Annotated in this window: 18 protein-coding genes and 1 tRNA gene; 8 read left to right on the top strand and 11 right to left on the bottom strand. The window is 67.3% G+C overall.

Features of this window, described 5'->3' with window-relative positions:
* Positions 1–4: 4 nt before the first annotated feature.
* The 9 genes from ASE28_RS25695 to ASE28_RS25655 all read right to left on the bottom strand — a co-directional run bounded on the left by ASE28_RS25695 (position 5) and on the right by ASE28_RS25655 (position 8,948).
* On the bottom strand, positions 5–652 hold the full coding sequence (locus ASE28_RS25695) for a hypothetical protein (RefSeq protein WP_057201725.1): 648 nt from the start codon (positions 650–652) through the stop codon (positions 5–7).
* Positions 642–2,102, bottom strand: a complete 1,461-nt coding sequence (locus ASE28_RS25690) for a sensor histidine kinase KdpD (protein ID WP_057269030.1) — start codon at positions 2,100–2,102, stop codon at positions 642–644. The genes ASE28_RS25695 and ASE28_RS25690 overlap by 11 nt, the downstream gene beginning before the upstream one ends.
* 22 nt (positions 2,103–2,124) lie before the next feature.
* Entirely contained in the window at positions 2,125–3,465 is a 1,341-nt protein-coding gene (gene miaB, locus ASE28_RS25685; protein WP_057269029.1) for a tRNA (N6-isopentenyl adenosine(37)-C2)-methylthiotransferase MiaB, read from the bottom strand.
* A 100-nt stretch (positions 3,466–3,565) separates the two neighbouring features.
* Positions 3,566–4,018 (bottom strand): hypothetical protein, encoded by a 453-nt coding sequence (locus ASE28_RS25680; RefSeq protein WP_057269028.1) that lies wholly within the window; start codon positions 4,016–4,018, stop codon positions 3,566–3,568.
* Between the two features lie 165 nt (positions 4,019–4,183).
* Positions 4,184–4,260 (bottom strand) — tRNA-Met (locus ASE28_RS25675).
* Between the two features lie 25 nt (positions 4,261–4,285).
* Positions 4,286–5,065: an enoyl-CoA hydratase gene (locus tag ASE28_RS25670; RefSeq protein ID WP_057269027.1), complete on the bottom strand. Its 780-nt coding sequence runs from the start codon at positions 5,063–5,065 to the stop codon at positions 4,286–4,288.
* 95 nt (positions 5,066–5,160) lie between these two features.
* Positions 5,161–6,948, bottom strand: a complete 1,788-nt coding sequence (locus ASE28_RS25665) for a M61 family metallopeptidase (protein ID WP_057269026.1) — start codon at positions 6,946–6,948, stop codon at positions 5,161–5,163.
* Positions 6,949–7,009: 61 nt separating this feature from the next.
* Positions 7,010–7,741, bottom strand: coding sequence for a DsbC family protein (locus ASE28_RS25660; protein WP_057269025.1), 732 nt, complete (start codon positions 7,739–7,741; stop codon positions 7,010–7,012).
* Between the two features lie 73 nt (positions 7,742–7,814).
* Positions 7,815–8,948, bottom strand: coding sequence for an FAD-dependent monooxygenase (locus ASE28_RS25655; protein WP_057269179.1), 1,134 nt, complete (start codon positions 8,946–8,948; stop codon positions 7,815–7,817).
* A 91-nt stretch (positions 8,949–9,039) separates the two neighbouring features.
* Between ASE28_RS25655 and ASE28_RS25650 the strand changes: the two genes are divergently transcribed.
* The 4 genes from ASE28_RS25650 to ASE28_RS25635 all read left to right on the top strand — a co-directional run bounded on the left by ASE28_RS25650 (position 9,040) and on the right by ASE28_RS25635 (position 13,569).
* Positions 9,040–9,909, top strand: coding sequence for an MOSC domain-containing protein (locus ASE28_RS25650; RefSeq protein ID WP_057269024.1), 870 nt, complete (start codon positions 9,040–9,042; stop codon positions 9,907–9,909).
* Between the two features lie 84 nt (positions 9,910–9,993).
* Positions 9,994–11,088 carry a redox-regulated ATPase YchF gene (gene ychF / locus ASE28_RS25645; RefSeq protein WP_057201733.1) on the top strand — a complete coding sequence of 365 codons (1,095 nt, stop codon included), beginning with the start codon at positions 9,994–9,996 and terminating at the stop codon, positions 11,086–11,088.
* Positions 11,089–11,214: 126 nt separating this feature from the next.
* Positions 11,215–12,108, top strand: a complete 894-nt coding sequence (gene rarD, locus ASE28_RS25640) for an EamA family transporter RarD (protein WP_057269023.1) — start codon at positions 11,215–11,217, stop codon at positions 12,106–12,108.
* A gap of 174 nt (positions 12,109–12,282) precedes the next feature.
* Complete coding sequence (locus ASE28_RS25635; protein ID WP_057269022.1) at positions 12,283–13,569, top strand: GGDEF domain-containing protein; 1,287 nt, start codon at positions 12,283–12,285, stop codon at positions 13,567–13,569.
* Between the two features lie 12 nt (positions 13,570–13,581).
* On the opposite strand, the gene ASE28_RS25630 is transcribed toward ASE28_RS25635, so the two are convergent.
* The gene (locus tag ASE28_RS25630) at positions 13,582–14,052 is read right to left on the bottom strand and encodes a YqaA family protein (protein WP_200964000.1); all 471 of its coding nucleotides are present in this window, start codon (positions 14,050–14,052) and stop codon (positions 13,582–13,584) included.
* Between the two features lie 153 nt (positions 14,053–14,205).
* Between ASE28_RS25630 and ASE28_RS25625 the strand changes: the two genes are divergently transcribed.
* The 4 genes from ASE28_RS25625 (at position 14,206) to purH (ending at position 17,885) form a co-directional block, all read left to right on the top strand.
* Positions 14,206–14,745 carry a M15 family metallopeptidase gene (locus ASE28_RS25625; RefSeq protein ID WP_057269020.1) on the top strand — a complete coding sequence of 180 codons (540 nt, stop codon included), beginning with the start codon at positions 14,206–14,208 and terminating at the stop codon, positions 14,743–14,745.
* Positions 14,746–14,898: 153 nt separating this feature from the next.
* Positions 14,899–15,954 (top strand): tRNA dihydrouridine synthase DusB, encoded by a 1,056-nt coding sequence (gene dusB / locus ASE28_RS25620; RefSeq protein WP_057269019.1) that lies wholly within the window; start codon positions 14,899–14,901, stop codon positions 15,952–15,954.
* A complete protein-coding gene (locus ASE28_RS25615) occupies positions 15,951–16,184 on the top strand; it encodes a Fis family transcriptional regulator (protein WP_057201739.1) in 234 nt (77 codons plus the stop codon). The genes dusB and ASE28_RS25615 overlap by 4 nt, the downstream gene beginning before the upstream one ends.
* Positions 16,185–16,283: 99 nt before the next feature.
* On the top strand, positions 16,284–17,885 hold the full coding sequence (purH, locus tag ASE28_RS25610) for a bifunctional phosphoribosylaminoimidazolecarboxamide formyltransferase/IMP cyclohydrolase (RefSeq protein ID WP_057269018.1): 1,602 nt from the start codon (positions 16,284–16,286) through the stop codon (positions 17,883–17,885).
* A gap of 98 nt (positions 17,886–17,983) precedes the next feature.
* On the opposite strand, the gene pobA is transcribed toward purH, so the two are convergent.
* Positions 17,984–19,168, bottom strand: a complete 1,185-nt coding sequence (pobA, locus tag ASE28_RS25605) for a 4-hydroxybenzoate 3-monooxygenase (RefSeq protein WP_057269017.1) — start codon at positions 19,166–19,168, stop codon at positions 17,984–17,986.
* Positions 19,169–19,343: the final 175 nt, after the last annotated feature.

Here is a 19,343-nt window from a genome sequence, read left to right as displayed (position 1 = left end):
GGTTTCAGCGGACCTCGCTGGCTGCGGGGGCGGGTGGCCGGGCGGTCATGCTGCGCTCGATGGCACGCACGGCCTCCAACCGTTCGTTGAGCTGGTCGTTGCGGCGCTGGGCATCGCGCAATTGCTGTGCCTGCCGCTCCAGTTGCTCTTCCAGCCGGCGCTGCTGCAGCAGCCGTGCTTCCAGCAGGCGCGCCAGGGGTTGCAGGGGCTGCGTGGCGGTGTCGTTGTGGCCCAGCAGGCGCTGCACCTGCGCCAGGGCGCGTGCCGTGTCCACGGGCTGGCGGGTCTGGGCCAGGGCCAGCGCCAGGTGCAGGGGGCTGGCGGCCAGCGTGTCTTCGGCCTCACCCAGGCGGGCGATTTCACGGGTCAGCTCGGCAGGCGGCATGCGCTGCACGCGGTCGGCATAGGCCAGCGCCTGGGTGAGCTGGGCAGATTCGGGCGCAGGCGCGCTGGCCTGCGGCGCGGTTTCCCGGGGGGGCTCGGCGGGGGGCGGTGCCACGGGCAGGGGGGCTGGCACCACCACCGCCACGGGGGCAGGCGGCGTGCCTGCAGGCGGGGGGCTGATGCAAGCGGCCAGCAGCGCTGTGGGCGCCAGTACCAGTGCGCCGATGTGGCGGCGCGCAGCACGGGTGGATGACAGGCTAGGAGGCATGGGGCAATTCGATGCGAAAAAAGGAATGGTCGCCATCTTCCACCAGTTCCACCCGGCCGCCATGGGCGCCGATGTATTCCTGAACGATGGACAGGCCTACCCCGGTGCCGCGCACGGCATCTTCGGGCTGGCGGGCGCCGCGGTAGAAGGGTTCGAAGACATGGGGCCGGTCGGAGGGGGCCACGCCAGGGCCCTGGTCGATGACGTCGATGCGCACCCGGCCCGGCTCCCGGGACACTGCCAGGCGCACCGTGCCCTGCTTGGGCGAGAAGCGGATGGCGTTGGACAGCAGGTTGCCGATGGCCGAGGCGATCTTGTCGCCGTCAATGGCCAGCGACACCGGCGAGCCCTGTACCACCACGCGCAGGCTGCGGGCCTGCCACTGCAGGCGCTGGGATTCGACCTGCGCCTCCAGCAGCGCGATCAGGTCGGTCTCGCGCCGGTGCAGTTGCCTGGCCTCGAAGGCGGCGGCGTTGAAGCGCAGCAGCGCCTCGATCTCGTTTTGCAGCACGATCGTGTTGTGGTGCAGGATCTGCGCCACCTCCTGCTGCTCGGGGTTGAGCTCGCCAGTCACGCCGTCCTGCAGCAGGGCCACGCCCTCGCGCATGGAGGCCAGCGGGGTCTTGAGCTCGTGCGATACGTGGCGCAAAAAGCGCGCCTTGTCCGAGTCGAGTTCCAAGAGGCGCAGGCGCAGCCATTCGAGCTGCAGGCCCACGCGGCGCACGTCGGCCGGGCCATTGATCTGGATGGGCTGCTCCAGGTCGTTCTCGCCCAAGAGGCGGATGGCGCCTTCTAGCCGCTTGAACGGCCGCGCCAGCCAGATGCCGAAGGACAGCGCCAGCACCAGCGCCAGCACGATCACACCCACCACCTGGTGCGTGACCTCGCGGCGGCTGGCGTCGACCTTGGCCTGCAAGGCGCTGTTGCGTTCGGCGTTGAGCTCCTGCACCGATTGCACGATGGCGTTGTGCAGCGTGTCGAGCGAGGCGAACTCCTCCGCTGCGGCGCGCTCGTTCTCCAGCGACACGGCGGCCGGTGCCGCCATCAGCGACTGCACCGTGGCCAGGTGGGCGCGCCACTGGGCCACGTGCCTGGCCGGCAGGCCGCCGTCCTGCAACTGCTGCAGGGTCTGCTGGGCGTCGCGTGCGATATCGTCAAAGCCCCGGCGCAACTGCGCGTCGCCCAGCACCAGCGACTGCCGCGCGGCCCGCTCCATGGTCTGGCCGCGCTGGCCCAGGGCCTGCGCAGCGGCACTCAGGCGCGTGGCCTGCACGGCACCCTCGCGGCTTTGCACCATGAGCAGCTCCAGCGAGTACAGCGCACCCAGCGAGCTCGCGCCCAGCAGGCCGGCGATCAGCAAAAAGGCCAGCAGCAGCAGCTGCTGGAACGACAGGCCATGAAGGCGGTTCCTGCCCGGTTCACTCACGCGTGAAGCACTCGATTCGGCCATGGAGAGTGGGATGGGCCGCAGCTCAGGCCGTGGCTGTTTCTTGCACCACCACCTCGCCGCGCAGGGTGTAGGCCTTGGCCTCGGTGATGGTCACGTCCACCATCTGGCCGACCAGGCGCGGCTGGCCCACGAAGTTGACCACGCGGTTGCACTCGGTGCGGCCCATGAGCTCGGTGGCGTCGCGCTTGGAGGCGCCTTCCACCAGAATGCGCTGCACCGAGCCCACGCGGCTTTCGCTGATGGACTTGATGTTGGCGTTGATCACCGACTGCAGGTGCTGCAGGCGGCGCAGCTTCACCTCGTGCGGCGTGTCGTCGTGCAGGCCGGCGGCGGGCGTGCCGGGGCGCGGGCTGAAGATGAAGCTGAAGCTGTTGTCAAAGTGGACGTCGTCGATCAGCTTCATCATCTTGCCGAAGTCTTCCTCGGTCTCGCCGGGGAAGCCGACGATGAAATCGCTGCTCATGGCCAGGTCGGGGCGGATGGCGCGCAGCTTGCGCACCGTGCTCTTGTATTCCATGGCCGTGTAGCCGCGCTTCATCGCCATCAGGATGCGGTCGCTGCCGTGCTGCACCGGCAGGTGCAGGTGGTTGGCCAGCTTGGGGATGCTGGCGTAGGCCGCGATCAGGCGCGGCGTGAACTCGTTGGGGTGGCTGGTGGTGTAGCGGATGCGCTCGATGCCGGGGATCTCGGACACGTACTCCAGCAGCAGCGCGAAGTCGGCGATCTCGGCCGTGCCGCCCATCTTGCCCAGGTAGGCGTTCACGTTCTGGCCCAGCAGGGTGATCTCTTTCACGCCCTGGTCGGCCAGGCCCGCCACTTCCACCAGCACGTCGTCGAACGGGCGGCTGACCTCCTCGCCACGCGTGTAGGGCACCACGCAGTAGCTGCAGTACTTGCTGCAGCCTTCCATGATGGAGACGAAGGCACTCGCGCCCTCGACCCGCGCCGGGGGCAGGTGGTCGAACTTCTCGATCTCGGGGAAGCTGATGTCCACCTGCGGGCGGTCCAGGCGCTCGCGCTGGTTCAGCAGCTCGGGCAGGCGGTGCAGGGTCTGGGGGCCGAACACCACATCGACGTAGGGCGCGCGCTTGATGATCTCGGCGCCCTCCTGGCTGGCCACGCAGCCGCCCACGCCGATCTTCACGCCGCGCGCCTTCAGGTGCTTGATGCGGCCCAGGTCGCTGAACACCTTCTCCTGCGCCTTCTCGCGCACCGAGCAGGTGTTGAACAGGATCAGGTCGGCCTCGTCCACGTTCTGCGTGGGCTCGTAGCCCTGTGCGGCGTGCAGCACGTCGGCCATCTTGTCCGAGTCGTACTCGTTCATCTGGCAGCCGAAGGTTTTGATGAAGACTTTTTTGGCCATGGCAGTCAATTCTCGTGTCCGAATGGGGATGCGGCGGCACGCGTGGGGCGGCCGCTCTGGGTGGGGGGGTGGGCGCGCGCGCGGCCCACCGGGACCGGGCTTACTTCTTGACCGGGTCCGAGTCGGTGCGGAAGTTGAACTGGATCGTGTCCCCAGGACCTTTGCGTGGCTGGGCCGCCTCGCCCTGGGTCAGGATCCAGGCGGACAGCAGCATGCCCGTGCTGTTCTCGATCAGGTAGTTGACCTTGAAGGTCTGGCCCTGCACGGTGTGCAGCATCACCAGCGTGTTCTGCGGGGTGAACAGGCGCATGCCCGGCGCCATGCGGATGGTGTTGCCATTGAGCTTGGCCTCGGATCCGGCCAGCACGGTCAGGTTGCCGCGCAGCGAGGCATCGGGGAAGTTGCGCATCTCGCCCATGCCGCCGGGCACCTGCTGGGCCTTGACCGGGGCGGCGGCGCACAGCAGCGCGGCAAGACCGGCGGCGGCCAGGGCGCGCAGCGGGGATCGGCCTTTGCGGGCTTGGGAAGTCAGGGCAGGGGTGCAGCGGTTCATGGTGTGTATCCAGAGGCTGTGAAGCAAGGTGGGGAAGGCGATTTTACCGGCCGGTGCACTGGCAAAGGCGTTTTGGAACAAGCCCTTACCGTGCACACCATGCGCCGAAACAACGCTGGCCCAAGAAAAAACCCGCAGCGCCAGGGCGCAGCGGGTTTTTGGATGTGGTGGTGGTAGGTGGACTTGAACCACCGACATCAGCATTATGAATGCTGCGCTCTAACCAACTGAGCTATACCACCGCAGACAGAAATTATAGAACAAAAATTATTGGTGTGTAAAGTTCGCGGCGCGTTTGTTCACGAAAGCGTCCATGCCTTCCTTCTGGTCCTGGGTGGAGAACAGGGCGTGGAACAGGCGGCGCTCGAACATCACGCCGTCCGACAGGCTGCCTTCGAAGGCGCGGTTCACCGACTCCTTGGCGGCCATCACGGCGATCTGCGAGAAGCCCGCGATGACGAGGGCAGCGCCCAGGGCTTCGTCGGCCAGCTTGTCGTAGGGTACGACGCGGCTCACCAGCCCGGCGCGCTCGGCTTCGGTGGCGTCCATCATGCGGCCCGTGAGGGCCATGTCCATGGCCTTGGACTTGCCCACCGCGCGCGGCAGGCGCTGCGTGCCACCGGCACCGGGGATCACGCCGAGCTTGATCTCGGGCTGGCCGAACTTGGCGTTGTCGGCGGCGATGATGAAGTCGCACATCATCGCCAGCTCGCAGCCGCCGCCCAGGGCAAAGCCGCTCACCGCGGCGATCACGGGCTTGCGGATGGAGCGGATGGTCTCCCAGTTGCGCGTGATGTAGTCGCCCTTGTAGGTGTCGGCAAAGCTGTACTTGGCCATGGCGCCGATGTCGGCGCCCGCAGCGAACGCGCGCTCGCTGCCGGTGACGATGACGCAGCCGATCTTCTCGTCGGCATCGAAGGCTTTGAGGGCCTGGCCCAGCTCGTCCATCAACTGGTCGTTGAGGGCGTTGAGCTGCTTGGGGCGGTTGAGCGTGACGATGCCGACCTTCTCGGCTTCGGTTCGCACTTCAATGGTTTCGTAGGCCATGGAATCGGATCTCCTTGGGTAGTTATAGGGGGGACTGTCTCGGCCGGACGACTATACCCAAGCGAAGAAGGCTTTGCGTGGATGGGGGCCTGGCATCAACCCAGCCAGCGGCCCACGGCGGCACTGTTGGTCACCCCCAGGCTGATGGTGTCGGGCGGGGCGCCCTTGCGGTCGGCGGCATCGGGCGGCAAGGTCAGCGGCAGCTGCAGCAGCCGGCCATCGCGCGCCACCACGGCCACCAGCTTGTGCTCGCTGCCCGCATAGAAGGCCACATCGTCGAGCTTCTGCACGCGCCAGCCCTGCCCATCCACCAGCACGCCCAGCCACTCGTCGCCGGCGGCAAGCCCGGCCTTCTCGGCGGCACCGCCGCGCAGCACGGTCTTGACCTGCACGCTGTGGTTCTCGGCCACGCGCATGCCCAGGCGCTGCGCCAGTTGCGGCCGCTCGGCCTTGAGCAGCACCCCGTGGGCCGCCAGCAGTTCGGCCAGCGGCAGCTCGGCGGTGCTGTGCACCCATGCGTCGATCTCGCTGTCGAACGAACGGTGCCCCAGTTTCTGCAGCACCGCGCGCAGGTCGGCCTCCGCCATCGGGCCGCCTTTGCAGTGTTTCCACAGCGCGCGCATCACCTCGTCCAGCGTGGTCTTGCCGTCGCGGCGCAGGGCCAGGTCCAGGCACAGGCCCACCAGCGAGCCCTTGGTGTAGTAGCTCACCGTGCCGTTGGCGGTGTTCTCGTCCTGGCGGTAGTACTTGACCCAGGCATCGAAGCTGGCCTGGGCCACCGTCTGCACGTGGCGCCCGGGGGTCTGCAGCACCTGGTTGACGGTCTTGGTGATCAGCTTGAGGTAGGTGGCGTCGTCGATCAGGCCGGCGCGGCGCAGCAGCAGGTCGTCGTAGTAGCTGGTGAAGCCTTCGAAGAACCACAGCAGCTCTGTGTAGTTCTCGCGGCCGTAGTCGTAGCGGGTGAGCTCGGCCGGGCGCAGGCGCTTGACGTTCCAGGTGTGGAAATACTCGTGGCTGATCAGGCCCAGCAGCGTGGTGTAGCCGTCGCCTGCGCGCGCTTCGCCCTGGCGCGGCAGGTCGCGCCGCCCGCAGATCAGTGCGGTGGAGTTGATGTGCTCCAGCCCGCCGTAGCTGTCGCCCACGGCGTTGAGCATGAACAGGTAGCTCTTGAACGGGGCCTTGCCCTTGTCGCCATGCCAGAAGGCCATGGCCGTCTCGCAGATCTTCTGCGTATCGGCCAGCAGGCGCTTGCCATCGAACGAGGGCGCGGCGCCCGCGACGACGAAACGGTGTGCAACGCCCCCGGCCGTGAAACGCCCGCTCCAGAAGGTGCCCATCTCCACCGGGCAGTCCACCAGTTCGTCGTAGTGCGCGGCGGCATAGGTGCCGAAACCCGCCTTGTCGGTGGCGCGCGCCGCCAGCCCCGTGGCGACGGACCAGTGCGCGGTGGCGGCGGTGCTGGCCACCTCCAGCGTGTGCGCGCCGTCCTCCTGGCCGTGCACGCGCAGGCACAGGCTGGTGCCGTTGAAAAAGCCGCGCGCGGCATCCAGCCACGCGGTGCGCACCGAGTTGTCGTAAGCGCAGACCTGGTAGGTCAGCACCAGTGCCTGGCCAGGGCGGCACTCCACCTGCCAGCGGTTCTTTTCCAGTTGGGTCAGCGGCACGCTGCGCCGGCCCTGGCGGGCCCCCAGCTGCTGCAGATTCTTGGAAAATTCGCGCACCAGGTAGCTGCCCGGTATCCAGACCGGCAGCGATAGCTCCTGCTGCTCGGCCGGTGCTGCCACCGTGAGGGTGACCGAGAACAGGTGGGCGTTGAGGTCGGCGGGCTCGACGCGGTAGTGAACGGGGGCGGGGTGGGTGTCGTCGGTGCGCTGGGTGGCCATGGGCGGTGCTTTGCGTGGCGTGGGGCCTGGCACCTCGGGGCACCGGACCCGCGGATGTCTGTCAGTTCGTGGTGGGCGTGTCGGCGGCGGCTTCTGCCAGCCGCTTTTCCACGTCCTGCGCGCCGATGGCGCCCGGCACGCGGATGCCATCGGCAAAGATCAAAGTCGGTGTGCCGGTGATCTTGTGCTTCTTGCCGAACGCCAGGTTGCGCTGCAGCGCGTTCGTGTCGCAGCTGGCGGCCGCGGGGGGCTTGTCGCGCACCATCATGTCCTGCCAGGCGGCGACCTTGTCCTTGGAGCACCAGATGTTGCGCGATTTTTCGGCCGAGTCGGGGCTCAGGATGGGGTACAGGAACAGGTACACCGTCACGTTGTCCACCTTCTGCATGTCGCGCTCGAAGCGTTTGCAGTAGCCGCAGTTGGGGTCCTCGAACACCGCCACCTTGCGCTTGCCGTCGCCGCGCACGATGGTGAAGGCGTCCTTGATCGGCAGGGCCGAAAAGTCCACGGCCGTGATCTTGGCGATGCGGTCTTCCGTCAGGTTGCGGCGCGCCTTGGTGTCGATCAGCTCGCCCTGGATCAGGTAGTTGCCCTTGGCATCGGTGTAGAACACGTCGGTGCCGATGCGCACCTCGTACAGCCCCTGCATGGCCGTGGGGCTGATCTCGTCGATCTGCTTCATCTGCGGAATGCGCTCGGCCAGGGCCTTGCGGATGGCCGCTTCCTGGGCCATGGCCGACAGGCCCAGCAAGGCCAGCGCGGCGCCTGCCAGCACGGTGGAAATCAGTTTCATGGTGTTCTCGCTCGCTTCAATTGGGTCTGGCGGGCTTGCACATGGGCGCAGCCCCTGGTTGCCGGTAAGTGGGTCAGTGGATGCCCATGGCCTGGCGGGCCACGAAATTCTTGATCGGTCCGCTGCGCTCGAAGCCCTTCATGCCCCAGTTGCGCAGCGCCTGCCAGGGTCCATCCTGGCGGGCGAACAGCTGCTGCAGCCCGTCGGTGGCCAGCCCCATGGGCAGCAGCGCGGCCTTGCGTTCCCTTTCATAGCGGCGCAGCAACTTGGTGTCGGCCACGCTGCGCCAGTAGTCCCGTCCGTGCAGCAGCCCGGCCAGTGCCTGGGCATCGGCCAGCCCCAGGTTCAGCCCCTGGCCCGCCAGCGGGTGCACGTTGTGCGCGGCATCGCCGGCCAGCACAAAGCTGCGCTGCTGCTTGCCCTTGGGCGCCAGGGCACCGCACCAGCGGTCGGCCCGGGCCTGCTGCAGCGGCCAGGAGGCGCGCTCGCCCGCCAGTTGCAGGCTGCCCAGTGCCCGCTGGCTCGCCGCTTCCAGCCGCTCTGTGAATTCCTCGGGGGCCAGCGCCAGCAAACCCGGCACCTGTTCCTTCTGAACAGACCACACGACCGCCACGGAGTTCCCTTCGGGCCCGCCCAGGGGCAAAAAGGCCAGGATGCCGTCGGGCAAAAACCACTGGCGCGCCACCTGGCCGTGCGGCAGCTCGCAGGTCAGGCGCGTGGCAATGGCGTGCTGTTCATAGGGGGTGACCTCGAATTCCACCCCAAACTCGGCGCGTGTCTGGCTGGCGCGGCCTTCGCAGACCACGGTCAGCGCGGCCTCCACCGGCTCGCTGAGCGTCTCGACCTGGGGCTGGTAGCGCACGGCCTCGGCCAGACGGGTCTCCAGGGCCGGCACGTCCACGATCCAGGCCAGGGCGTCCACCCCCTGGGCCTGGGCATCGAAGCGCACGGCGCCGCCCTGGTCGCCCGCCACCTGCATGCTCGTGACCGCCGTGGCATGTGTTGCGTCGGGCCAACTGCGCAGGCCCTCCAGCAGGGTGCGCGAAGCACTGTTCAGGGCGTAGGCCCGCACGTCCGAGGTGGCACCTGCTGCGGGGACTGGGCTGGCCACCAGGGCCACCCGCAGCCGCTCGCGCGCCAGCAGCAGGGCCAGGGTGCGGCCCACGATGCCCGCGCCGCGAATACAGATATCAAAGGTTTGCGCCATGCGGCCCATTGTAGGAGCGGCTCCGTTGCCTGCAGGGGCAGTGCAGAATTGGGGCCTTTCCCTGTCCGTTCTTTTCCAGGAGCGCCGCCGCGTGAGCTTCAGCACCGAATCCGACCTGTCGGGCACCATCGCCCGTCTGTTTGTCTACCCCATCAAGTCCTGCGCCGGCATCGAGGTGCGCGAGGCCCTGCTCACCGAGACCGGGCTGGACCTGGACCGCGCCTGGATGGTGGTCGACCCCGAGGGCCAGTTCATCACCCAGCGCGAGCTGCCGCGCATGGCGCTGATCCGCCCCCAGCTCAAGACCGAGGAGATGGTGCTGCGCGCCCCCGGCATGCTGGCCCTGCATGTGGGCATCGACGTGGTGGAGGAGCCCATGACCGTGACGGTATGGCGAGACACCGTGCCCGCCTGGGACATGGGCGCCGTGGCCGCCCAGTGGTTCACCGATTTCCTGGGCACCCCCTGCCGCCTGGTGCGCTTCGACCCCGAAGTGAAACGCCTGTCGAGCATGGACTGGACCGGTGGCGTGGAGGCGCCGAACCAGTTCGCCGACGGCTTCCCGGTGCTGGTGGCCAGCGAGGCGTCGATGGACAGCCTCAACGAGCGCCTGGCCGCCGCCGGCCACGCGCCCGTGGGCATCGAGCGTTTTCGCCCCAACGTGGTGCTCGCCGGGGTGGAGGCGCACGACGAAGACCGCGTGGACCAGATCCGCATCGACGCCGAGGGCGGCGAGCTGCAGCTCGTGCCCGTCAAGCCCTGCGCGCGCTGCCCCATCCCCGACATCGACCCGGCCACGGCCGAGAGCACGCCAGCGGTGGGCGACACCCTGCGCGCCTACCGCCAGGACAAGCGCCTCCATGGCGCCATCACCTTTGGCATGAATGCCATCGTGCGCCAGGGCGCGGGCCAGGTGCTGCGCGTGGGCCAGCGCGTGGCGGCCGATCTGCGCTTCGATTGAGGGCTTGTCCGGGGTGCTGCGGGTAGGGTGCGCGGCAGCCCCGTAAAATCGGGGTTTGTCTCCCGAATTCCAGAAAGCCCTGCCATGAGCCTCCAATGCGGCATCGTGGGCCTGCCCAACGTCGGCAAGTCCACCCTCTTCAACGCGCTGACCAAGGCCGGCATCGCCGCCGAGAACTACCCGTTCTGCACCATCGAACCCAACGTGGGCGTGGTCGAGGTGCCCGATCCGCGCCTGGCCCAGCTGGCCCAGATCATTTCGCCCGAGCGCATCGTGCCGGCCATCGTCGAGTTCGTGGACATCGCTGGCCTGGTGGCGGGTGCCAGCCAGGGCGAAGGCCTCGGTAACCAGTTCCTGGCCCACATCCGCGAGACCGATGCCATCGTCAACGTGGTGCGCTGCTTCGAGGATGACAACGTCATCCACGTGGCCGGCCGCGTCGACCCGATCTCGGACATCGAGGTCATCCAGACCGAGCTGTGCCTGGCCGACATGGGCACCGTGGACAAGGCCCTGAACCGCTACAGCAAGGCCGCCAAGTCGGGCAACGACAAGGACGCCGCCAAGCTGGTGACGCTGCTCACGCGCATCCAGGCCGCGCTCAACGAAGGCAAGCCCGCCCGCTCGGTCGATATCACCAAGGAAGAGCAACCCCTGCTCAAGTCCCTGTGCCTGATCACGGCCAAGCCCGCGATGTTCGTGGGCAACGTGAGCGAGGACGGCTTCGAGAACAACCCCTTCCTCGACCGCCTCAAGGAATACGCCGCCAGCCAGAACGCCCCCGTGGTCGCCATCTGCGCCAAGATGGAAGCCGAGATGGCCGAGATGGGCGACGAGGACCGCGACATGTTCCTGGCCGAGATGGGCCAGACTGAGCCAGGCCTGGCCCGCCTGATCCGCGGCGCCTTCAAGCTGCTGGGCCTGCAGACCTACTTCACCGCCGGCGTGAAGGAAGTGCGCGCCTGGACCATCCACATCGGCGACACGGCGCCCCAGGCGGCCGGCGTGATCCACGGCGACTTTGAGCGCGGCTTCATCCGCGCGCAGACCATCGCCTTCGACGACTACATCGCCCTCAAGGGCGAGCAGGGTGCCAAGGACGCGGGCAAGATGCGCGCCGAAGGCAAGGAATATGTCGTCAAGGACGGCGACGTGCTGAACTTCCTGTTCAACGTCTGACCCCTGGCAGATTCCCCGGCAGGCGCCCTGGCTCCTGCCCCGCATCCCTGCAGTGCCCCGTGCCTTGCAGGGATTTTTTTCATGTGCACCTGGCGATGCGCCGTGTGCCGATGCCTTGATGGACCCATGAACACCGGAATCCTCTACGCCAGCCTGGCTTATGTCGCCTGGGGCCTCTTGCCCCTGTACTTTCGCCAGGTGGCCGATGTGCCGGCGCTCGAAGTGGTGGTGCACCGCACCGCCTGGGCGCTCCTGTTCCTGCTGGTGGTGCTGGGCGTGCGCCGGCAGTGGGCCTGGCTGCCGGCCCTGCTGCGCCAGCCCCGGGTGGTGCTGGCCTTCGGGCTGTCGGCGCTGCTGCTCTCGTCCAACTGGCTGACCTATGTGTGGGCGGTGCAGAACCAGCATGTGGTGGACGCCAGCCTGGGCTACTTCATCCTGCCGCTGGTGAACGTGGCCATGGGTTTCTTCTTTTTGCACGAGCGGCCCCGGCGCGGGCAGTGGCTGGCGCTGGCCGTGGCGGCTGCCGGCGTGCTGTGGCTCACGGTGCAGACCGGCCGGTTGCCGTGGATTGCGCTGGTGTTGGCGCTCACTTTTGGTGTCTATGGCCTGCTGCGCAAGCTGGCCCCGTTGGGCGCGCTCGAAGGCCTGACGCTGGAGACGCTGATGCTCGCGCCCCTGGCTTTTGGCGCGATGGCCTGGTGGGCCTGGCAGGGGCAGGGCGTGCTGGTGCAGGGCGATGCCGCCGCCGTCGGCTGGCTGGCGCTGGCGGGGCCGCTCACGGCCATTCCGCTGCTGCTGTTCGCTGCCGGTGCGCGCCGCCTGCCGCTGGCCACGCTGGGCATCCTGCAGTACATCTCGCCCAGCCTGCAGTTCGCGCTGGGCGTCTGGCTGTTCCATGAACCCCTGCAGCCGTCTCGGCTGGCAGGCTTCGTGCTTATCTGGGCCGCATTGGTCGTCTACAGCCTGGAGGGCTGGTGGCAGCTGCGGGCAGGCTCCGCCGCCGTGGCGGCAGGGCGCTGATGGCGGTGGCTACTGGAAAACACGGGGGCGATAGCGATAGGCTGTACCTAAAATACCGGGTCCCATGATCGGGGTCCTCGACTGGGCGTGTGCGCCATGTTTGTGCGGGCGAGGCCCTGCCGGCTGTCCATTGACTGAAAAAACGAACGTTTCCAACCAAGTGCACAGACCACCATGGGCGCCACCTCCCCTTTCTCGACGCTCTTCGGACGCAAGAAGCCGCTGTTTGCCAACACGGACGCCTTTCCGCTGACGGACGCCATCCTGGAGTTCGATGACTCCAGCGACGAGACGGCGATCCATCACCACCCTTCGCGCAGGGAAATGGATGCGGCCGGCCAGCCGCGCGATCTGGCCACTGCCCGCCGCTGGTGGATCGCCAGTGGCCTGATTGCCTTGTATTTCGTGGCGATGCTGGTGTTCCATGCGATGGACCTGGTGCAGACGCGCACCGTGTTCGTGGCCCTGGCGCTGGTGGCCGTGTTCGTGCCGGTGTTCGCCATGGTTTTTGCACTGGGCCTGCACCATCGCTTCAAGGAAAAGCAGCTCAAGCTGCCCATTGCCGCTGTGGCCTATGGCGGCCTGTTGCTCATCTGCTACCTCGACCCCATCATGCAGATCCTGATGGCGCCGTTCGCCTTTGTCGTCGTGGCCTATTCCATGTACCGCGTCTCGGGCCGTGCGCTCATTGCCCTGGCGGCCCTGCTGCTGATGGGCTATGCGGTGGTGATCGCGGTGCACTACGCAGAGCAGTCCAACGACGCGCTGCTGCGGCTGGAGCTTGCGCACTGGCTGTCGCTGGCGTTCGCGCTGCCGGCCGTCATTCTGCTGATCGGCAAGGTGCAGAAGCTGCACCGTGTGCTGCACCGCGCCAGCCGCAAGATCCGCAACATCCAGCAGGATGCGCAGCGCGACACGCTGGTGGGCTGCTTCAACCGGCGCTACACGGTGGCGGCTCTCGAAGAGCAAAAGCAGCTCGCCGATGAAAGCGGCATCCCGCTGTGCTTGGCGGTCATCGACCTGGACCACTTCAAGCGCATCAACGACGAGCTCGGCCACCTGGGTGGCGACGAGGTGCTGCGCACGTTCTCGCGCGTGGCGCAGGACAACGTGCGTGCGGGCGACATCTTCGGGCGCTACGGCGGCGAGGAGTTTCTGCTGATCTTCCCGGGCACCTCGCTGCTGCCGGCGCTCAATACCTGCGAGCGCATCCGCTCGCACGTCGAATCGCATCCCTGGACCGATGTGCTCAAGAGCCGCGTGTCGGTGTCCATCGGTGTCACGCAGTACATTCTGGGCGAGTCGGTGCTCGAATTCTTCTCGCGCGCCGATACCGCCATGTACATGGCCAAGGAAGGCGGGCGCAACCAGGTGGTGGTGGAGGAGCCCGTCTCCAAGGGTGATTCGTCCATCGCGCCCCTGGGCACCGAGAAGGATTTCCTGGGCACCCCCGCACCCTGATCGCTCGCTCGATCAGGTGCCGAACTGCCCCGGCATGAAGTGCAGCAGCACGCTGGTCATCACCAGGTAGCGCATGAACTTGCCCACCGCCATGTAGGCCAGGCAGGGCCAGAACGGCAGCTTGAGCCAGCCGGCCACGGCGCACAGCGGGTCGCCCACCACGGGCAGCCAGCTAAGCAGGCAGGCGCGGGCGCCAAAGCGTTCCAGCCACGCCAACGCACGCACATTGGTCGTGTGCCCGCGGGCCTTGTCCACGGCCTTGTGGGCCCCGAGGCCCATCCACCAGCTGACCCCGCCGCCCAGGGTGTTGCCCACCGTGGCCACCAGGATGGCGGGCCAGTACATCTCCGGGTTGAGCTTGATGAGGCCAAAAACGGCCGGCTCCGAACCCAGCGGCAGCAGTGTCGCCGAGATGAACGAGACCACGAAGACAGTGCTCAGGCCGAACTGCGGCAGGGCCAGCCACTGCATCAGCTGGTGCATCCATATTTCCATGCACCGGAGTTTAGGGGCACCCCGCGCACGAAAAACCGGGTGAAGGTTCCGTCCTACACCGGTGCGCGCCATCCGCGCATGGCCTGTAGCAAGGTCTGTTTGTATCGTTCATGGACGCTACCGCTCAAGCAGGAGGCCCCCATGCACAGCACCCACCGCACCACCACCGCAACCCACCGCAGCCCCTGGCTATCGCTGGCAGCGGCTGCGCTGCTGGCCGCTTGTGTGCAAAGCCCCCAGGCGGCCGTGCCCCAGCCAGGGGCTGCGTTGCCATCGGGCGCGACCAGCGTGGTGCAGGAGCACGGCTGCGGTGCCAACGGCCAACCGGCGGCCCTGCGCTCTGCGCAGGACGGCCTCAAGGCCCAAGGGATGGCGCTCAAGGCCCGGTGCGATCTCCAGACAGGTGCCTGGGTGGTGCAGGTCATCGTGGTCGACGGCATGCGTGCCAGCAAGGTGGTGCGCGGGCCTCTGGCCGATGGAGGCGAGGTGGACATGGGCACGCCTTCCGGGGTGCTGACCTCTGCCACGCAGAACCTCTCGCCGGACGTGCACTACAACCGCCAATGGCTGCGCGCTTTGATGGCGCACCACCAGTTCGACAACCTGCCCGGCGCCTGGTGGCACTATGCCCAGCGGGGCGCGCCGGCAGGGGCCGACGACACCGACCTCGCGGCGCGCTGACAAGGCCTTCCGGACGGCGCGCGGCGGCATTGTTGCGCCGCAGCACAGGCAGGCTGTAAAAGTCGCGCAGATTTCATTTGCTGAAATTTTGAGCAGGTACAATCCTGCCTCCTTTTTCAGCATTCGCAGCTTCGGCGCACCCCCACCCTTTCCATGCACATCGGCCACATCCCTTTGGCGAACCGCTTGTTCGTCGCCCCCATGGCGGGCGTCACGGACCGGCCGTTTCGCCAACTGTGCAAGGAGCTGGGGGCGGGCTATGCCGTGAGTGAAATGGTGACCTCGCGCAAGGACCTGTGGAACAGCCTCAAGACCTCGCGCCGGGCCAACCATGAAGGGGAGCCGGGGCCGATCGCGGTGCAGATCGCCGGCACCGAGGCGCAGATGATGGCCGAGGCTGCGGTCTACAACGTGGAGCGCGGCGCGCAGATCATCGACATCAACATGGGCTGCCCGGCCAAGAAGGTGTGCAACAAGTGGGCCGGCTCGGCCCTGATGCAGGACGAGGCGCTGGCCGTGTCCATCGCGCAGGCTGTGGTCGAGGCCTGTGCGCCGCACAAGGTGCCCGTCACGCTCAAGATGCGCACCGGCTGGTGCCAGGAGCACAAGAACGCCGTCGCGCTGGCGCGCCAGTTCGAGGCCGTGGGCATCCAGATGCTCACGGTGCATGGGCGTACGCGCGAGCAGGGCTACAAGGGCCATGCCGAGTACGACACCATCGCCGCCGTGAAGGCGGCGGTGCGCGTACCGGTGGTGGCCAATGGCGACATCACTTCGCCCGAGAAAGCGCGCGAGGTGCTGGCCGCCACCGGGGCCGATGCGATCATGATCGGCCGCGCGGCCCAGGGTCGGCCGTGGATCTTCCGCGAGATCGGGCATTTCCTCGAAACAGGCGAACACCTGGCGCCACCGCTGGTGGCTGAGGTACGGCGCCTGCTGCTCGAGCATCTGCACGACCACTACCGCCTGTATGGCGAGCTGACCGGGGTGCGCAGTGCGCGCAAGCACATTGCCTGGTACCTGCGCTCCATGCCGGGCGGCGAAGCCTTTCGACAACACATCAACACCATAGAGGACTGCGCGGCCCAGTGGCAGGCGGTGGCGGAGTATCTGGATGCCCTGGCGCAGCAGATGGACCGCTTTCCCGCCGCCAGCACACTGGCTGCCGACGCAGACCCCAGCGAAGAACAAGAGGGATTGGCTGCATGAGCAAGAAACATATTGAAGAATGCGTGCGCGAGAGCCTGCAGGGCTACTTTCGCGACCTGGGCGGAGAGACGCCCGATGGCATGTACGACATGCTGGTGCGCGTGGTCGAAAGGCCGCTGCTGGAAGTCGTGATGCAGCAGGCCGACAACAACCAGTCGCGCGCTGCCGAATGGCTGGGCCTGAACCGCAACACCCTGCGCAAGAAGCTGGTGGAACACAAGCTGATCTGATGCCCCGTTGCGCCGGGCAGTGCTGGCGCTCCCCACTACCGCGGTGCAGTTGCCGGCAACTGCACCCCACCCGATTCCAAACTCCTTTACCGACCCGCCATGAACGCACTTCTTTCCGTCTCCGACAAAACCGGCATCGTTGAATTTGCCCAGGCGCTGCACGCCCTGGGCATCAAGCTGCTGTCCACCGGGGGCACCGCCAAGCTGCTGGCCGACAAGGGCCTGCCCGTGACCGAAGTGGCCGAGGTCACCCAGTTCCCCGAAATGCTCGACGGCCGCGTGAAGACCCTGCACCCCAAGGTGCACGGCGGCCTGCTGGCGCGCCGCGAGCTGCCCGAGCACATGGCCGCGCTCAAGGCGCATGGCATCGACACCATCGACCTGCTGGTGGTCAACCTCTACCCCTTCGAGTCCACCGTGGCCAAGGCCGGCTGCACGCTGGCCGACGCCATCGAGAACATCGACATCGGCGGCCCCGCCATGGTGCGCAGCGCCGCCAAGAACTGGAAGGACGTGGGCGTGCTGACCGATGCCTCGCAGTACCCCGCCGTGCTCGAAGAACTCAAGGCCTCGGGCAAGCTCTCGGACAAGCTGCGCTTTGCACTGTCGGTGGCGGCATTCAACCGCATTGCCCAGTACGACGGCGCGATCAGCGACTACCTCTCGTCCGTCAGCTTCGAGGAAGACAAGCTGTCCGAAACCTATGTGCCCGCGCGTGCCCAGTTCGCCGGCCAGAGCAATGGCATCTTCACCAAGGTGCAGGACCTGCGCTACGGCGAGAACGCCCACCAGCAGGCCGCGCTGTACCGCGACCTGCACCCCGCGCCCGGCTCGCTGGTCACCGGGGTGCAACTGCAGGGCAAGGAACTGTCGTACAACAACATCGCCGACGCCGATGCCGCCTGGGAATGCGTCAAGAGCTTCGAGGCGCCGGCCTGCGTCATCGTCAAGCACGCCAACCCCTGCGGCGTGGCCGTGGGCCTGGACGCGCTGGACAGCTACGGCAAGGCCTTCCAGACCGACCCCACCAGCGCTTTTGGCGGCATCATCGCCTTCAACCGCCCGGTGGACGGTAAGGCCGCGCAGCAGATCTCCAAGCAGTTCGTCGAAGTGCTCATGGCCCCGGACTTCACGGCCGAGGCGCTCGAAGTCTTCAAGGCCAAGGCCAATGTGCGCCTGCTCAAGATCGCACTGCCCGCCCACGGCGGCACCACCGACTGGCAGCGTGGCCGCAACGCCATGGATGCCAAGCGCATCGGTTCGGGCCTGCTGCTGCAGACCGCCGACAACCAGGAGCTGTCGCTGATCGACCTCAAGGTCGTGACCAAGAAGCAGCCTACGCTCGAAGAGATGGAAGACCTGCTGTTCGCCTGGAAAGTGGCCAAGTACGTCAAGAGCAATGCCATCGTCTTCTGCAAGGGTGGCATGACCATGGGCGTGGGGGCCGGCCAGATGAGCCGCCTCGACTCGGCCCGCATCGCCAGCATCAAGGCCGGCCATGCCAACCTGTCCCTGCAGGGCACCGTGGTGGCCAGCGACGCGTTCTTCCCCTTCCGCGATGGCCTGGATGTCGTGGTCGATGCCGGTGCCACCTGCGTGATCCAGCCCGGCGGCTCGATGCGCGACAACGAAGTCATCGACGCTGCGAACGAGCGCGGCGTGTCCATGGTGTTCAGCGGCGTGCGCCACTTCCGGCATTGATGCGGGCGGGAGGCCGCAGGCTTCCCGGCGGGCACTGCAATACAAAAGGCCAGGGCCTGGAGGTGACTCCAGGCCCTGGCCTTTTTCATGGGCAGCTCTCAGGCGCCGAAGTCCATCGGCAGCCCCACGTAGTTCTCGGCCAGCGCGGTGGATGCGGCGCGCGAGTGGATCAGATAGTCGAGCTCTGCCTCCTGCATCTTCTGGCCGAACTCGCCGGTGTCGGGAAAGCGGTGCATCAGCGAGGTGAACCACCACGAAAAACGCTCGGCGCGCCACACGCGGCGCAGGCAGCGGTCGGAGTAGGTGTCGATGCCGGCGCTCGATTGGTCGCCGTAGTAGTCGGCGAAGGCGTTCCACAGGTAGCCCACGTCGCTGGCCGCCAGGTTCAGGCCCTTGGCACCCGTGGGCGGCACGATGTGGGCCGCGTCGCCGGCCAGGAACAGGCGGCCAAAGCGCATGGGCTCGGCCACGAAGCTGCGCAGCGGCGCGATGCTCATCTCCAGCGCCGGGCCGGTCACCAGGTTTGCGCGCGCCTCGGGGTCCAGCCGGTTGCCCAGTTCGGCCCAGAACTGGTCGATGCTCCAGTTCTCCAGCTTGTCGGTGTCGGGCACCTGCAGGTAGTAGCGGCTGCGCGTGGTGCTGCGCATGCTGCACAGCGCAAAGCCGCGCTCGGTGTTGGCGTAGATCAGCTCGTGCGAGACCGGTGGCACGTCGGCCAGCACGCCCAGCCAGCCAAAGGGGTAGACGCGCTCGTAGGTCTTGAGCGCGCCCTCAGGCACGCTGGCGCGGCACACGCCATGGTAGCCGTCGCAGCCGGCGATGAAGTCGCAGGTGATCTCGTGCGTCTGGCCGTCCTTCTCGTAGGTGACGCGGGGCTTGCCGCCGTCGAAGTCGTGCACGCGGACGTTGCCGGCTTCGTACACGGTGGCCAGGCCTGCGGCGGCGCGTGCATCCATCAGGTCGTGCGTGACCTCGGTCTGGCCGTACACCGTCACGCGGCTGCCGTCGGTCAGTGCATGCAGGTCGATGCGGTGGCGCTGGCCCTTGAACAAGAGCTCGATGCCGTCGTGCGGCAGGCCCTGTGCATGGGCGCGGGCGCTCACGCCGGCTTTCTCCAGCAGGTCCATGGTGACCTGTTCGAGCACGCCGGCGCGGATGCGGCCGAGCACGTAGTCGGCGCTGCGCTGCTCGATGATGACGGCGTCGATGCCGGATGTGTGCAGCAACTGGCCGAGCAGCAGACCGGCCGGGCCGGCGCCGATGATGGCAACCTGGGTACGCATGGGGGAACCTCGCAAAGCTGGGGAAGGAAGGCCCCGAGCACCGGCTCGAAGGCAAGGCCCAAGCGTAGGTTGACGCAGGTCAACGCGGGGTGCCGGCTGGCCGGTTGCGTGCGATGTACAGATGCTTTGTGCGATCATCGCGCAATCCTTGATGTACCGATCTTTTCTGCCGACC

Origin of the sequence: Acidovorax sp. Root219 (assembly GCF_001428665.1) — a bacterium.
In the GTDB taxonomy this organism is placed as follows: domain Bacteria; phylum Pseudomonadota; class Gammaproteobacteria; order Burkholderiales; family Burkholderiaceae_C; genus Acidovorax.
The sequence above is the reverse complement of the archived record's forward strand: the minus strand, read 5'-3'. Positions and strand labels throughout refer to the sequence as shown.

Bases quoted from the DNA above. Each gene is read 5' to 3' on its own strand.
- ASE28_RS25695 (WP_057201725.1), bottom strand. From the start codon at position 652: ATGCCTCCTAGCCTGTCATCCACCCGTGCTGCGCGCCGCCACATCGGC.
- ASE28_RS25690 (WP_057269030.1), bottom strand. From the start codon at position 2,102: ATGGCCGAATCGAGTGCTTCACGCGTGAGTGAACCGGGCAGGAACCGC.
- miaB (WP_057269029.1), bottom strand. From the start codon at position 3,465: ATGGCCAAAAAAGTCTTCATCAAAACCTTCGGCTGCCAGATGAACGAG.
- ASE28_RS25680 (WP_057269028.1), bottom strand. From the start codon at position 4,018: ATGAACCGCTGCACCCCTGCCCTGACTTCCCAAGCCCGCAAAGGCCGA.
- ASE28_RS25670 (WP_057269027.1), bottom strand. From the start codon at position 5,065: ATGGCCTACGAAACCATTGAAGTGCGAACCGAAGCCGAGAAGGTCGGC.
- ASE28_RS25665 (WP_057269026.1), bottom strand. From the start codon at position 6,948: ATGGCCACCCAGCGCACCGACGACACCCACCCCGCCCCCGTTCACTAC.
- ASE28_RS25660 (WP_057269025.1), bottom strand. From the start codon at position 7,741: ATGAAACTGATTTCCACCGTGCTGGCAGGCGCCGCGCTGGCCTTGCTG.
- ASE28_RS25655 (WP_057269179.1), bottom strand. From the start codon at position 8,948: ATGGCGCAAACCTTTGATATCTGTATTCGCGGCGCGGGCATCGTGGGC.
- ychF (WP_057201733.1), top strand. From the start codon at position 9,994: ATGAGCCTCCAATGCGGCATCGTGGGCCTGCCCAACGTCGGCAAGTCC.
- rarD (WP_057269023.1), top strand. From the start codon at position 11,215: ATGAACACCGGAATCCTCTACGCCAGCCTGGCTTATGTCGCCTGGGGC.
- ASE28_RS25635 (WP_057269022.1), top strand. From the start codon at position 12,283: ATGGGCGCCACCTCCCCTTTCTCGACGCTCTTCGGACGCAAGAAGCCG.
- ASE28_RS25630 (WP_200964000.1), bottom strand. From the start codon at position 14,052: ATGCACCAGCTGATGCAGTGGCTGGCCCTGCCGCAGTTCGGCCTGAGC.
- ASE28_RS25625 (WP_057269020.1), top strand. From the start codon at position 14,206: ATGCACAGCACCCACCGCACCACCACCGCAACCCACCGCAGCCCCTGG.
- dusB (WP_057269019.1), top strand. From the start codon at position 14,899: ATGCACATCGGCCACATCCCTTTGGCGAACCGCTTGTTCGTCGCCCCC.
- ASE28_RS25615 (WP_057201739.1), top strand. From the start codon at position 15,951: ATGAGCAAGAAACATATTGAAGAATGCGTGCGCGAGAGCCTGCAGGGC.
- purH (WP_057269018.1), top strand. From the start codon at position 16,284: ATGAACGCACTTCTTTCCGTCTCCGACAAAACCGGCATCGTTGAATTT.
- pobA (WP_057269017.1), bottom strand. From the start codon at position 19,168: ATGCGTACCCAGGTTGCCATCATCGGCGCCGGCCCGGCCGGTCTGCTG.